Source organism: Anoxybacillus sp. TBDG-1 (assembly GCF_054815885.1).
This window is the reverse complement of record NZ_JBTZSY010000024.1, coordinates 1-13,094: the sequence shown is the minus strand read 5'-3', so window position 1 is coordinate 13,094 and position 13,094 is coordinate 1. Positions and strand designations below refer to the sequence as shown.

Below are 13,094 nucleotides of genomic sequence, written 5' to 3'. Positions count from 1 at the left end.
AATGGCGATGAAAATGAAAAAACACCCATCAAAAGCAGGTGTAAGTGCTGCAAGCGTAAAAGGAAATGCAGAACCAACGGTAGAACGTGATGGTGGCGGAAAAAAGACGAGCCAAAATCAACAATACGGGAAAGAAAATATGGGAAATGAATAAAGGTGGAGATGTCCACCTTTATTTTTTGAATATGCCTTTTAACACAAACGCCACATTGGCTGGACGTTCCGCTAGACGACGCATAAAATAGCCATACCAATCCGTCCCATATGGAACGTAGACACGCATCGTATAGCCTTCGCGCACTAATTGTTCTTGTCGCTCTGGACGAATGCCGTATAACATTTGGAATTCAAATTGATTGTTTGGAATGTTATGTTCTTTCACGAGCTGTTTCGTATATTCAATAATCGCATCATCGTGTGTCGCAACAGCTGTGTAGTTGCCATTTAATAAATGCATTTTAATCATCTTTTTAAAGTTTTCATCTACATCTTTCTTATCTGGAAAAGCGACTTCTGGTGACTCTTTATACGCCCCTTTCACAAGGCGCAAGTTCGGATGATATGCGTTTAAATCTTCAATGTCTTTTTCTGTCCGATACAAATATGCTTGCAATACAGTTCCGACATTGTCATACTCTTTTTTCAACTGTTTAAAAATATCGATCGTTTTTTGGCAACGAGAATAGTCTTCCATATCAATTGTCACAAATACACCATAAGCTTTTGCTTCATCTAAAATGCGACGCATATTTTTCATCACAAGCTCATCAGAAATGTCCAGTCCCATCGATGTCATTTTTAGTGATAGTTGTGAATTTAATTTATTTTCACCAATCGCACGAATCGCCTCAATGGAATGGTTGGCCATTTCATTCGCTTCTTGCTCGTTATCAACAAATTCCCCTAAGTAGTCGATCGTGACCGCTAGTCCTTTACGATTGAGTTCTTTAATAACTTCCACTGCCTGTTCGATTGTTTCTCCCGCTACAAAACGCGATGCACCGAAACGAAGACCGTACCGCTTCGCTAATTTTGTTAACGCTTTATTTTTTGACAAAAATAAGAAAAAGTCGCGCATGAGTTGCTCCATCATTGATTCCTCCCTTTGCAAGCGCATCCACCCGTATTGTAACACGTTTTCAATCACTTGAATATGTTTTTGTCGAATAATCGTATTTTTTGTCTACATACGTATAACTATACAACACGTGGGCAATATACAGTCGAACATGATTTTATATGGAGGGATGATCATGCAACATCAAATGAACATGCAACAACAGGCAATGTCGGCTCAACCGCCTGAAATGATTTCAACAAAAGACGCCCTTTATTTAACGGATGCGCTCTCATGGAATTTGCTTGCGATGAAAAAAGCCCATTTTTTTGCTTCTCAATGCCAAGATCAAGAAATTAAACAAGCGATTGAGCGCGTCGGACAAATGCATCAGCGTCATTATCAGCAATTGTTACATCAATTGCAACCATCTGCTCACGTGCAATAAAGGAGGACATGACATGAAAGTGCAAAATCCAGAAACACAAATTCCAAAAACGCCACAAATGAACGATCGCGATTTTATTAATGATATGTTATCGACTGAAAAATATATGACAGACAGTTATTGTACGTTTTTAAACGAAGCAAGTCATCAACATTTGTATGACGAAATTTTGCATATGTTTACCGAAACACAAAACTGTCAACGCGAATTGTACAATTTGATGTTCAAAAAAGGATGGTATGCACTCGAACAAGCGGATCAACAAAAACTGCAACAGTCGTATCGACAATTTCAAGGATATGCGAGCCAATTTCCATACAACAATATGATGCAATAAGAAAAGCCGGCTGCTTATGCAGTCGGTTTTTCTTATGATGAGCCCAACCATTGGACAAACGCCTCGCATATCGTGTTAATGTAATGATGAATTTAGAGGAGGGAATGCTCAATGTATGGTCGCAGACCGTTTTTCGGCTTTTTTGGTGCACCGTTTTTCGGGGGATTTTTAGGAGGATTGCTCGGCAGCGCATTAACGCCTTATCCGTTTTATCCACCACGCCCATATTATTATCCACCGCGTCCGTATCCGTTTTATCCGTATGGCGGATGGTATTATTAAATATAAAACGCTAGAGAGCCGATTGCTCCCTAGCGTTTTTTCTACGCTTGAAAAGAAAGGGCGACTTCATATGAAAACATTTCATTTCCAAGCACATAGTCAGGACGATCTTTAGACTTATGTTCATGCGCTTTACGAAATGCTTCACTTTTTGTCCAAGCCTCAAAACATTCTTTATTTTCCCACGTTGTGCATACACGTACTTCATCGCGATCTTCAAGCCCTTGTGTAACATGCAATTCTAAGCGAATAAACCCTGGTGATTGCTCAATACCTTTTCTTTCTTTAAATCGCTCAACAAGTTGTGAAGCATATCCTTTTTTTACACGAATAGCATTTGTAACAACGTACATGTGTCATCTCTCCCTTTTATTTTTTTGAAACTGCGAAAGGATCAGCAGTTACTTTTTTCCCTGCATACTCAACTGCATATACAACAGATTGTTCCTGATCCGTTTGTAAGATCATCGGAACTGTAATCGTAGCCATTGTTCGATCATCACTTAACGTAATCGTTAACGGCTGAACAACTTGTTCCTCCCCTTTATTAATCGCAAACATGATTTTTATATTTTCTGCAGTTAACGAAGAAACAGGAATATCAAAATATAATGTAAGTGTACCGTTTGTTGCTTCAACATAATCTAACTCGGCTACAGGGGGAGTAATTAAATCGTTATATACTTCTAATAAATTGTGATACTCATTTGTTAAATCTGCTCGGAACGTATCCGATAGCTTGGATAACAATCCTTTCACTACATCAAGTGCTTTTTTTGCTTCAGCGATCTTCCCATCTTCGAGATATTCATTCGCTTTTAATAATTGCTCGTATACTTTCACATCATTTGCATATTTATCATAGAGCGCTTTACTTTTTGAAAATTCCTCTAAAAGCAGTTTCCGAATATTCGTTTCGAATACATGGTTATATACGCGAAGCTGACGACTTTGCACGTATACTTGCAGCTGTTTATGTGCTGCTTGCAACGCATCCATATCTTCATCAACAATTGCTTGCTCCAAAGCCATTCTCATCTTTTCAGATCCTTCAAACACAATAGAAGCATTCAAATACGGAATGACCCGTTTAGCCATATACGCTTTATACGCACCGTCTAACTCACTAATATATTTTTTCTTCTCTTTCCCAGCGGACTTTTGAACAGCTTGTTTCGCTTGTACATATAACTGATGTGCCTTTTTATACTCAGCTAAAACGGTCGCATGTGGCGGGATGCTCCCTTTTTTTTGAACATATGCTGTATACGTTGTATGGGCTTTTTTCATTTGCGTTTTCGCTTCGTTGACGATTGTTACTACATTTGTTTTCGCTTCTGAAACAATTGGCTGAAAAGAAAGAAGCAAACTAAAAAAGATAAAACCAATGACCGTCATATTTATAAATCTTTTCGTACTCATTGCCCCTCAAGTCTCCCTTCTTCACTTTTATCCACAATTACATGCGTAAAGCGTTCACCGTTTAAATCGACATCAAACGCTTGCCCAAAACCAACAACGTAACGTCCCACGATCGGGGTGAGTTGAAAAAGTGAAAAGTCCATACTTCTTAATAAATCAATGATCTGTTTTCCATGAATATTTTCAAACTGAGCAAAAATATGATTATTTCCGTTGTTGCCAATGTGAGTTGGCTCGCACGTGAATCGAACGCGCTCTCGTGCAAACAAATTGGCTGATGCTGCTTCATCGGCAATCAACAATACCGAAACTCGCTCATTACGTTCAATATATTGAAAATGTTCAGCCGTCCGGCTAATAAAAATGTAAAAATGACTTTTATCCATCACAAAGGGAGCATAACTAATAAACGGCTCGCCATGTTCATCTATTGTACTGATCATCATTGTTTTACATTGTTTCACAAACTGCACATAGCGCTCTCTTTTTTTCTCTTCCAATGTTTTCTCACCTTTTCTACGTTAAGCATGGAATGTGACACGTTTTTCGGATAGGAATAAAAAATGGCTTATCCCCTTCATAGCGAATATCTACGTCAATGCCAAATATATCTTGGAACATTTGCTTACAAATTACACATTGCGTGCGATCATCATATTGAATTTTTCCGTCTTTCATCACAATCATTCGATCGCTATATTGTGCCGCTTGATTAATGTCATGTAAAACCATGACGACTGTCATTCCTAATTGTTCATTTAACATTCGAATGAGCTCCATCACTTCCAACTGGTGCGAAATATCTAAATATGTTGTCGGTTCATCAAGCAATAGCACTTCAGGTCGTTGCGCCAGCGCCATCGCAATCCATGCACGCTGACGCTCTCCTCCGGACAAAGAATGTAAGAAGCGATATTCATACGATTGCAAGCTTGTCATTTCTAATGCCCAACGAATAACTTGCTCATCTTCGTTGTTTAACGATTGAAACCAACCTTTATGAGGGTTTCTACCAAATTCAACAAGTTCCCGAACCGTCATATCCAATTGATGATTGTTCGTTTGTGGCAACATCGCCATTTTTTTGGCGATCGCCTTGCGACTTAACGTATGAATTTCACTTCCATCGAGCAAAACTGTTCCACCGATTGGCTTTAACACATGGGAAAGAAGACGAAGAAGCGTCGATTTCCCGGAGCCATTCGGTCCAATCAAACTGACGATTTCTCCTTTTTGAATGTCAATGTGAACATCCTCGATCGAAAAATGATCGGAATGTTGATATGTGACATATTTAGCCGAAAGCACGCACATTCCCCCTTTTATGGAGAATATATAAAAAGAATGGACCTCCTAAAAATGACAGTAATAAACCAACTGGCAGTTCAATGGGATCAAACCAACTGCGTGCAATTGTATCAGCAAATACGAGAAACACCCCGCCGCCTAATGCTGATAACGGCAACACAAATCGATCATCATTTCCAACAATAAGTCGAATCATATGCGGAACAACAAGACCAATAAAGCCAATAAGCCCGGAAACACTAACAGCAATTCCCGTTAAAAAGGTGCTAATTACAATTAAAAGGAAACGAGAACGTTCAACATGATGCCCTAACAGTTTCGCCATCTCATCACCTAAATGGAGAATACGAATGTGGCGAATAGCAAGGATCGACAAAATAAAGCCTGGGATGCTGTAAAACACAAGCAACTTCGCCTGCTCCATTGTCGCTCCTGAAATGACGCCTGCCATCCAAGGGAGAACAGCTTGCACGCGATCGCTGTACAGCAACATAATGGCGCTCATCGTTGCACCGATAATCGCATTGATAGCCACCCCGACTAAAATAATTCTTGCGATCGATGAACCACCTTGCCACGCTAGAGCATAAATAAGCATTGCCGTAATAAATCCTCCAACAAACGCGGCAAGTGGCAACAGCACGATGTATTGCGGCAATAAAATTGTAATAATAACAGCCATTAAAGCTGCTCCCGACGATACGCCAATAATGCCGGGATCAGCGAGCGGATTTTTCATCACCCCTTGCATAATTGTTCCTGAAACAGCTAAACACATGCCGACAATTAAACCAACGATCGTCCTCGGTAATCGTAGATCCCATACGATCGTATAAAACATGGAATCCTTTTCCCCTTTAAGTCCTTCCCAAACTTCATACAATTGTAGCTTCACACTTCCTGTAATGACAGAATATAGACATACAAATACGATCGAGATGAGAAGGAAAACGAACGTCCATACCCTTCTTTTCGCATAAGGATGTTTTCTTTCTCGTATTTCGCTAAGAAGCGTTTGCATTATGTCATCCCTCATCTATTACTTTTTCATTTTCGCTCGCACTTTTAACAACTCTTTATTCATATGGTCTAATGCGTCAGTAATTTTCACACCAGGGCTTGCTGCAAATAGTTCACTCGGTAAAAATACAACATTTTTATTTTTTACTGCATCTAAATTGCGCCATGAGCTTGTTGACATTAATTTAATCATCGCTTTTTTCGTTTCTGCATGGTTCGCATGTGTAATAATGAAAATGACATCAGGATTGCTTGCGATAATACGTTCTGTACTTAAGTTGGCGTAACCCGGAAAATCTTTCAGTTGCGAGAAGCTTGCAGCAATATTTTCTCCACCCGCTTTTGCTAATACATCACCAGAAAATGATGTTGGTAAAGCAACGAGGGAACTAGCGCCTGAACCGAATAAAATGACGGCACGTACCTTTGTCTTTGTTTTGCTATATTTTTTTACTTTGCTATCAATCTTTCCAACTAACACTTTCGCTTTTTGTGTTTTGTTAAACAATTTTCCTAATAATGCAATGGTTAATTTAATATCATTAACGGAACTACCAGAAGTGATAACGAATTTCAATCCCAATGATTCTGCTTTTTGAATATGCCCTAAAAAAGATGTACTTGCAATAACGACGTCCGGTTGTAAACTAACGATTTTTTCAAAGTTTGGTTGATGAATGTTTCCTACCTGTGGTACTGATTGCAAGCTCGCATCAACAGGGGTCGCAGAAGTTGGTCTCCCAACCACTTGTACACCGAGCGCTTGAAGCGTATGTAAATCCCCAGGGCTTAATACGACGACACGTTGTGGTGTGCGATCAAACGTCACCGTTCGCCCTGCCAAATCTTTAATTGTTATGCGTGTTGATGCTTCAGCCGTTCCGCCTGTAAAGGTAAATAAACCGATAAGCAAACATAGCGACAGCATGTAAGAAAGCAACTTCCTCATTTTTTCTTCTCCTTTCTTTTTAATGATTATCATTATCATTTACAAATAATATGATAATGATATTGATAATCTTTGTCAATTATTTTTTTGTATTTTAAAGGTATAAACGATAAAAACACACGTAATTTCTAAATCAAAAATAAAAAAACGACCGCGTATGCAGTCGCTTTCATAGTGACTAAATATTATGGAGACGGTGGGAGTCGAACCCACGTCCAGAGATATCGCCACTTAAGCATCTACGAGCGTAGTCGGTATATTTACGTTTCGCTGCATCTTCCGCCTACCGACAGGCATCCGAGCAGCTAGTCTGATTGTTCTCTTCCCGCGTCCTCAGACGGCGGACTTGGGCGTAGCCCACTTGTTATGAACCCCTAGGCCGCCACATGGGCGATGGCGGTAGGAGCTAGCCGCATAAATTAAGCAGCTAAAGCGTAGTTTTCTTTGCCAGTTATCTTTAAGTGACGTTTTTACGAGGACGATCCCCTCGGCTCGCAGCTTAAGCTCGATCTACCCCTGTCGAATCCGTAACGTCCCCGTAGAGAAACGTACGAAATAGCTTAAGCTTCTACAACTGGCTGACACTTTTTATTATACCACATTTCCTCTGTTTTGCAATTGTAACATATTGGATTATTTCTGACGTTCGCGGAAAGCGCGTTCGACTTCGCGTTGGGCTTCTTTCTTTTTCATATCTTCTCGTTTGTCGTATTTTTTCTTTCCTTTGCCAACACCTAACAACAATTTCGCGAAACCGTCTTTTATATATAGCTTGAGCGGGACAAGTGTATAGCCTTGTTCTTTCGTATAACCGATCAACTTATTAATTTCGCGGCGGTGAAGCAATAATTTGCGCGTCCGCAACGGATCGTGATTGTAGCGATTGCCTTGTTCATACGGGCTAATATGCATATTATGTAAAAACACTTCGCCCTTTTCCACTTTTGCGAATGAATCTTTTAAGTTCACCTTACCTGCACGAATCGACTTAATTTCCGTTCCTTGCAACACAAGTCCTGCTTCGTACGTTTCTTCAATAAAATAATCGTGGTGCGCTTTTTTATTTTGCGCAATGAGCTTACCTTCCCCTTTTGGCATTTGTTTCCCTCCCTTCAGACAACGAATATTTTAACAAAAATGATAAGAAAGGAAAAGCCTCCGTTCTCGAGGCTTTTCTTATCGTTTTTTCTTTTTCTTCTTTTTCATGTTTGGGATGTCTTCGAAAAACTTTTTTCCTTTTTTCGTTTTTTTCGTCGGCCATTGTTCCTCTTTTTTCTTTTTCCGCTTCCCTTCAATGACGACTGGCGAAGCTTTCGGTCGTTTGTTTTTTCGCCCTTTCATGCCGACAATTTCAAAATCGACGATGCGCTCCTCTTTATTGACGTTAATGACGCGCACCGTAATCTCGTCACCGATGCGATACACTTTCCCCGTCCGTTCGCCAATCATTGCATAGTGTTGCTCGTCATAATGGTAGTAATCGTCTGTTAAATAGCTGACGTGCACAAGCCCTTCGACTGTGTTTGGCAGTTCGACAAACAGTCCAAAGTTTGTCACCGAGCTAATAATGCCGTCAAACTCCAGGCCAATTTTATCTTCCATAAACTCCGTCTTCTTCAAATCGTCTGTTTCACGCTCTGCTTCTACCGCACGGCGCTCCATATTTGATGTATGCTCCGCAATTTCCGGAAGCTTCTCCGCCCATTTTTGCTGCGTTTGTTCGTCGATTTGCCCGTTAATTAAATACGTGCGAATAAGGCGATGGACAATTAAGTCTGGGTAGCGGCGAATCGGTGATGTAAAGTGCGTATAAAACTCCGTTGATAGTCCATAGTGACCGAGACTTTCGGCGTCATAACGCGCTTGCTTCATCGACCGAAGCATGACGGTTGATACGACCATTTCTTCTGGCTCGCCACGTACCGCTTCCAACACTTCTTGCAAGGCGCGCGGATGAATTTCGTTTCCTGTTCCTTTGACAATATAGCCGAAATTCGTAATAAACTCTAAAAAGCGCTGCAACTTCTCTGGTTTTGGGTCTTCGTGTACGCGGTAAATAAACGGCACGTTCATCCAATGGAAATGTTCAGCAATCGTTTCGTTCGCTGCTAGCATAAATTCTTCGATTAATCGTTCGGCAACGGAACGTTCACGCAAGACGACATCATAAGGCTTCCCATTTTCATCGACAAGCACTTTTGCTTCTTTAAAATCAAAATCAATCGCACCGCGTTTCATTCGTTTATTTCGTAAAATATCCGCTAATTCTGCCATTAACTCAAACATTGGCACAAGCGAAGCATATTTTTCTCGCAGTGCCTCGTCACGATCCACGAGAATGCGGTTTACATCAGAATACGTCATACGTTCGGTCGTGCGAATGACGCTTTGGAAAATTTCATGGTGAACGACTTCGCCACGGTCATTGATTTCCATTTCACACGATAACGTTAACCGATCGACTTTCGGATTGAGCGAGCAAATGCCATTCGATAAACGATGCGGAATCATCGGAATGACGCGGTCAACTAAATAAACGCTCGTTCCGCGCTCATATGCTTCGCGGTCAATCGGCGACCCTTCTGTAACATAATAACTGACATCAGCAATATGAACACCGAGTTTATAGTTTCCGTTTTCTAATTTCGTTACAGTCACCGCATCGTCTAAATCTTTTGCGTCTTCACCGTCGATCGTGACAATCATTTCGTTACGCAAATCACGCCGTCCTTGTAAATCTCCTTCCGAAATCGTATCCGGAATGCTGTTCGCATGTTCAAGGACGTCTTCTGGGAATTGGAGCGGCAATCCATGTTTATGAATGATCGATAAAATATCGACCCCCGGATCGTTTTTATGCCCTAAAATTTTAATAACTTCCCCTTCTGCGCTAATGCGTCCTTCCGGATACGTCGTTAAACGAACGACAACTTTATGCCCTTCGACCGCACCGTTTGCGGCATGTTTCGGAATAAAAATGTCGTTGACGATTTTTTTATCGTCTGGAATAACAAAGCCAAAGTTTTTGCTTTCTGTATACGTGCCGACAACTTCTGTAATGCCCCGCTCAATAATGCGGACGATCGTCCCTTCTTGACGCGCGCCTGTTGGCTGTCCGTTCACGCGCACAAGAACGGTGTCGCCATGCATCGCATTTTTCAATTCCGACGGTGGAATAAAAATGTCATCAAGCGTTGGATCTTCTGGGACGACAAACGCAAAACCTTTCGCATGACCTGTCACTTTGCCGCGAATTAAGTTCATTTTCTCCGGCAATCCATACCGATTGCTTCTCGTCCGGACGATCAATCCTTCTTCTTCAAGCGCGACGAGCGCTTTCACAAGCTCTTTAAATTCGGCAGCGTCCGTAATATGAAACGCTTCTTCTAATTCTTGCACCGTAAGCGGTTTATACGCTTCATCACGCATAAACGATAATAATTTTTCCTTCATTTACTTCCTCCTTTCGAGGATTACCAATCTAATGATTCTAAAAATGCATAAATGTCTTCATGAAGCTGTTCTTTTTCTTTATCAAGCGTAATGACGTGTCCTGACTCCTCATACCATTTTATTTGTTTGATCGGAGATTCAACGCCGTTATAAATAATATTTGCACTATCTGGGTTAATCATGTCATCATGACGCGCTTGTACAACAAAAACAGGCGCATAAATGAAATCTAAATGATCGCGCACATCAGCAATGAGTTGTTGCAGTGCTTTCAATGTTTTCATCGGCGTTTTCGCAAACTCCGCCATTTCGCGCTCGATTTGCTCCTCGCTTTTTCCTTCTCGCTTTTTATATTCGCGAGCGTATGCTAAAACTCCTTCATACATCGTCTGTTCGCTTTTGATATACATCGGGGCACACATCGGCACGATGCCAACGACAGGAACAGTATAGCCAAGTTTTAACGAAAACACACCGCCAAGCGATAATCCAACAACAGCGATTTTTTCATGGGTTTGTTTTAAATATTCGTAAGCGTTTATCACATCTTGCCACCAATCTTCCGGACCGGTATGAACGAGCTCCTCTGGCGGCACGCCATGTCCTTTATAAATTGGGGCGTGGCACGTATATCCTTTTGATTGTAAAAAACGCCCAAGCATCCGCACATCGGCAGAATTCCCTGTAAATCCGTGCAATAATAAGACAGCGCGTTCACCAGCTTCAAACGTAAACGGTTGTGGTGCAACAAGTTTCACAAATGATTCCTCCTTTCTCCACGAAAAAAGCGATCCACATCGCTGGACCGCTGTTACAGTTCAAAATAAGTGACAGCTACTGTTAATACGAAAAACAACACCGCAAGCACAACAGTCAGACGGTGTAACACCGCATCAATACCGCGCGCTTTCTGTTTGCCAAACAATTGCTCGGCACCGCCGGTAATCGCACCAGAAAGCCCTGCACTTCGACCGGATTGCAATAAAACAACCGCAATGATTCCAATACAAACAATTACAAGTAACGTAACAAGAAACGCATGCATACCTCACACCTCCAACGACGCACATCACAATAGTTTTATTTTAACATAACACGATTCATTTGTACAACGGACGAAAAGATACAGGATAAAACTTTATCAAAAACATTAGACAAATCATATGCTAAAAAAACACAGAAAGATTGCAAAATTTGTCGAAAACATTTTGTTGCCCCCCCCCATAAATCTCATGTTATAGTAAATGTGTGAAAACTGAGATGATTTGGTCATATGAGGAATGGAGGAACAAAGAATATGTCTTTTTGGAGTTCATTAAATAAATGGGGGCATTCAGTCAGTAAAAAGATCGAACAGACGACGAAACATGTTGCCAACGACTTCAAAAAGGTAGAAAAGACGATTCAACAAGCAGAAAAGAAAGCGGAATCTGTCACTAAACAAATCGTAAAAGATACAATTCAAATTAGCCAAAAAGCAAAAGAAGCTTTTCAACAAGCAGAGAAACAAATGGAGAAAGCAGGAAAACACATCACCAATGATATAAAAAAAGCAGAAAAATCCGTACATCAAACGATCAACCATGTAGAAAAGAAAGTGGAGCAAATAACGAAACAGGCGATCAAAGACACGCTACATATTAGTCAGAAAGCGCAAAAAGCGTTTCATGAGGCGGAAAAGAAAGCCGAACGAGTGACGAAACATATCGTTCATGATGTAAAAAAAGCGACATCTGAAGCTGTTCGTTCTGTTAAACAAACGTTGAAAGATACAGAAAAAACGCTTGAACACGGTGTTCACCAACTAGAAAAGAAGACAGGACTTGCTGTTAAACAATCTGCTCATGATATAATGAACATAGGACAACGTGCTGAAAAAACTGTTCTGTCCGTAGCGAAACATACAGAACAATCACGGCACAGCTTTAAGAAACATCCGATCGAAAGCACAAAAGAGTTTGTCACAGGTGCAGGCGATGCAGCGTTATCGGATATGACGTTAAACGTTGTACAAAAGCGCTCAGATTACAGGAAACATCCGACAGCGTACAAAGCAGGACAAGCATTTGGACATGCGGTAGCAACCATCGCAGGTGTAATGGAGACGACAGGCTCCGTTGCCATTGGTGCAGGCGGGGTGTTGCTTAACGCCACAGGAGCAGGGGCAGCTTTTGAGATTGCGAAAAACGGAGGAAAGCATTCAGGGTTTTATAAACAATATGTTAACAAGTCTGACGACGAAATTCGCAGAGGAATTCAATCAATTGAAAAGCAAATAGAGGAGCATCGGAATAAAATTAAGGGTCTTCACCATTTTCTGTGATTTCCACTCAATCCCAGAAACATGTTAGCTGGATGAAATGGGTTCATCAGCCAAGATCCTTCTTCCGCATACAGACCGTGAAGTTGGTAGAATGGAAACAGTCAAGTGCTTTCCTTGACGGGTTCCATTCTACCAACTATCATACCGATAGCGGAAGAAGGGAGCGCTTAGGCAGCCTGACTACCTGTAGTGTTCCCTGTACACTCCAGAAATACACGCAAACGAAACCGTTCTCGATTTCGATAGCCATATGCTCGGCGTTTGATGTTTTTGATCTTGTGATTCGTCCCCTCGATTCGGGCATTGGTATATGGGTACAAAAAGTAGGAAAGAATCGGCTCCTTCCACCTTTCAAGCGTGTTGGCTACTTCCTGAAAAGAAGCAAAAGGGCTCTGTTTGGCTAACTGAATCCATTCTTCCAAGCGTTCCTTTGCTTCGTTATATCCATCGGTTCGGTAAAAATCTCTAAACAACTCTTTCAGATAATAGGCAATG

General features: G+C 41.1%; 17 protein-coding genes and 1 other RNA gene. 5 read left to right on the top strand and 13 right to left on the bottom strand.

Features of this window, described 5'->3' with window-relative positions; genetic code table 11:
- Positions 1-7: 7 nt before the first annotated feature.
- Positions 8-154, top strand: a complete 147-nt coding sequence (locus ACYQY7_RS08640; RefSeq protein WP_461201655.1) for a YuzL family protein — start codon at positions 8-10, stop codon at positions 152-154.
- 18 nt (positions 155-172) lie between these two features.
- Here the strand turns inward: ACYQY7_RS08640 and ACYQY7_RS08635 are convergent, their stop codons facing one another.
- Positions 173-1,090: a proline dehydrogenase family protein gene (locus tag ACYQY7_RS08635; RefSeq protein ID WP_461201654.1), complete on the bottom strand. Its 918-nt coding sequence runs from the start codon at positions 1,088-1,090 to the stop codon at positions 173-175.
- A gap of 163 nt (positions 1,091-1,253) precedes the next feature.
- On the opposite strand from ACYQY7_RS08635, the gene ACYQY7_RS08630 reads away from it, so the two are divergent.
- The 3 genes from ACYQY7_RS08630 to ACYQY7_RS08620 all read left to right on the top strand — a co-directional run bounded on the left by ACYQY7_RS08630 (position 1,254) and on the right by ACYQY7_RS08620 (position 2,124).
- Complete coding sequence (locus tag ACYQY7_RS08630) at positions 1,254-1,505, top strand: hypothetical protein (RefSeq protein ID WP_461201653.1); 252 nt, start codon at positions 1,254-1,256, stop codon at positions 1,503-1,505.
- Positions 1,506-1,518: 13 nt separating this feature from the next.
- Positions 1,519-1,842 (top strand): spore coat protein, encoded by a 324-nt coding sequence (locus ACYQY7_RS08625; RefSeq protein WP_461201652.1) that lies wholly within the window; start codon positions 1,519-1,521, stop codon positions 1,840-1,842.
- Positions 1,843-1,953: 111 nt separating this feature from the next.
- Positions 1,954-2,124, top strand: a complete 171-nt coding sequence (locus ACYQY7_RS08620; protein WP_003398351.1) for a hypothetical protein — start codon at positions 1,954-1,956, stop codon at positions 2,122-2,124.
- A gap of 41 nt (positions 2,125-2,165) precedes the next feature.
- On the opposite strand, the gene ACYQY7_RS08615 is transcribed toward ACYQY7_RS08620, so the two are convergent.
- The 11 genes from ACYQY7_RS08615 to secG all read right to left on the bottom strand — a co-directional run bounded on the left by ACYQY7_RS08615 (position 2,166) and on the right by secG (position 11,321).
- Complete coding sequence (locus ACYQY7_RS08615) at positions 2,166-2,477, bottom strand: antibiotic biosynthesis monooxygenase (RefSeq protein ID WP_461201651.1); 312 nt, start codon at positions 2,475-2,477, stop codon at positions 2,166-2,168.
- Positions 2,478-2,493: 16 nt separating this feature from the next.
- Positions 2,494-3,546 carry a Surface layer protein gene (locus tag ACYQY7_RS08610; protein ID WP_461201650.1) on the bottom strand — a complete coding sequence of 351 codons (1,053 nt, stop codon included), beginning with the start codon at positions 3,544-3,546 and terminating at the stop codon, positions 2,494-2,496.
- Positions 3,543-4,046, bottom strand: a complete 504-nt coding sequence (locus ACYQY7_RS08605; RefSeq protein WP_461201649.1) for a HugZ family pyridoxamine 5'-phosphate oxidase — start codon at positions 4,044-4,046, stop codon at positions 3,543-3,545. Before ACYQY7_RS08605 ends, ACYQY7_RS08610 begins: the two co-directional genes overlap by 4 nt.
- Before the next feature lie 16 nt (positions 4,047-4,062).
- Positions 4,063-4,854: an ABC transporter ATP-binding protein gene (locus ACYQY7_RS08600; protein ID WP_461201648.1), complete on the bottom strand. Its 792-nt coding sequence runs from the start codon at positions 4,852-4,854 to the stop codon at positions 4,063-4,065.
- Positions 4,841-5,875, bottom strand: a complete 1,035-nt coding sequence (locus tag ACYQY7_RS08595) for a FecCD family ABC transporter permease (protein ID WP_461201647.1) — start codon at positions 5,873-5,875, stop codon at positions 4,841-4,843. Before ACYQY7_RS08595 ends, ACYQY7_RS08600 begins: the two co-directional genes overlap by 14 nt.
- Before the next feature lie 18 nt (positions 5,876-5,893).
- On the bottom strand, positions 5,894-6,823 hold the full coding sequence (locus tag ACYQY7_RS08590) for an ABC transporter substrate-binding protein (RefSeq protein WP_461201646.1): 930 nt from the start codon (positions 6,821-6,823) through the stop codon (positions 5,894-5,896).
- A gap of 185 nt (positions 6,824-7,008) precedes the next feature.
- Positions 7,009-7,361: a transfer-messenger RNA gene (gene ssrA, locus ACYQY7_RS08585) on the bottom strand.
- A gap of 95 nt (positions 7,362-7,456) precedes the next feature.
- Complete coding sequence (gene smpB / locus ACYQY7_RS08580; protein WP_003399367.1) at positions 7,457-7,921, bottom strand: SsrA-binding protein SmpB; 465 nt, start codon at positions 7,919-7,921, stop codon at positions 7,457-7,459.
- 78 nt (positions 7,922-7,999) lie between these two features.
- Complete coding sequence (rnr, locus tag ACYQY7_RS08575; protein WP_461201645.1) at positions 8,000-10,276, bottom strand: ribonuclease R; 2,277 nt, start codon at positions 10,274-10,276, stop codon at positions 8,000-8,002.
- A 20-nt stretch (positions 10,277-10,296) separates the two neighbouring features.
- On the bottom strand, positions 10,297-11,034 hold the full coding sequence (locus tag ACYQY7_RS08570; protein WP_461201644.1) for an alpha/beta hydrolase: 738 nt from the start codon (positions 11,032-11,034) through the stop codon (positions 10,297-10,299).
- A gap of 53 nt (positions 11,035-11,087) precedes the next feature.
- The gene (secG, locus tag ACYQY7_RS08565) at positions 11,088-11,321 is read right to left on the bottom strand and encodes a preprotein translocase subunit SecG (RefSeq protein WP_004892478.1); all 234 of its coding nucleotides are present in this window, start codon (positions 11,319-11,321) and stop codon (positions 11,088-11,090) included.
- Between the two features lie 252 nt (positions 11,322-11,573).
- Between secG and ACYQY7_RS08560 the strand changes: the two genes are divergently transcribed.
- On the top strand, positions 11,574-12,599 hold the full coding sequence (locus ACYQY7_RS08560; protein WP_461201643.1) for a hypothetical protein: 1,026 nt from the start codon (positions 11,574-11,576) through the stop codon (positions 12,597-12,599).
- A gap of 167 nt (positions 12,600-12,766) precedes the next feature.
- Here the strand turns inward: ACYQY7_RS08560 and ACYQY7_RS08555 are convergent.
- A partial coding sequence (locus ACYQY7_RS08555; RefSeq protein WP_461201642.1) for an ISL3 family transposase occupies positions 12,767-13,094 on the bottom strand: 328 nt, incomplete at its 5' end.

Bases quoted from the DNA above. Each gene is read 5' to 3' on its own strand.
- ACYQY7_RS08640 (WP_461201655.1), top strand. From the start codon at position 8: ATGAAAATGAAAAAACACCCATCAAAAGCAGGTGTAAGTGCTGCAAGC.
- ACYQY7_RS08635 (WP_461201654.1), bottom strand. From the start codon at position 1,090: ATGGAGCAACTCATGCGCGACTTTTTCTTATTTTTGTCAAAAAATAAA.
- ACYQY7_RS08630 (WP_461201653.1), top strand. From the start codon at position 1,254: ATGCAACATCAAATGAACATGCAACAACAGGCAATGTCGGCTCAACCG.
- ACYQY7_RS08625 (WP_461201652.1), top strand. From the start codon at position 1,519: ATGAAAGTGCAAAATCCAGAAACACAAATTCCAAAAACGCCACAAATG.
- ACYQY7_RS08620 (WP_003398351.1), top strand. From the start codon at position 1,954: ATGTATGGTCGCAGACCGTTTTTCGGCTTTTTTGGTGCACCGTTTTTC.
- ACYQY7_RS08615 (WP_461201651.1), bottom strand. From the start codon at position 2,477: ATGTACGTTGTTACAAATGCTATTCGTGTAAAAAAAGGATATGCTTCA.
- ACYQY7_RS08610 (WP_461201650.1), bottom strand. From the start codon at position 3,546: ATGAGTACGAAAAGATTTATAAATATGACGGTCATTGGTTTTATCTTT.
- ACYQY7_RS08595 (WP_461201647.1), bottom strand. From the start codon at position 5,875: ATGCAAACGCTTCTTAGCGAAATACGAGAAAGAAAACATCCTTATGCG.
- ACYQY7_RS08590 (WP_461201646.1), bottom strand. From the start codon at position 6,823: ATGAGGAAGTTGCTTTCTTACATGCTGTCGCTATGTTTGCTTATCGGT.
- smpB (WP_003399367.1), bottom strand. From the start codon at position 7,921: ATGCCAAAAGGGGAAGGTAAGCTCATTGCGCAAAATAAAAAAGCGCAC.
- rnr (WP_461201645.1), bottom strand. From the start codon at position 10,276: ATGAAGGAAAAATTATTATCGTTTATGCGTGATGAAGCGTATAAACCG.
- secG (WP_004892478.1), bottom strand. From the start codon at position 11,321: ATGCATGCGTTTCTTGTTACGTTACTTGTAATTGTTTGTATTGGAATC.
- ACYQY7_RS08560 (WP_461201643.1), top strand. From the start codon at position 11,574: ATGTCTTTTTGGAGTTCATTAAATAAATGGGGGCATTCAGTCAGTAAA.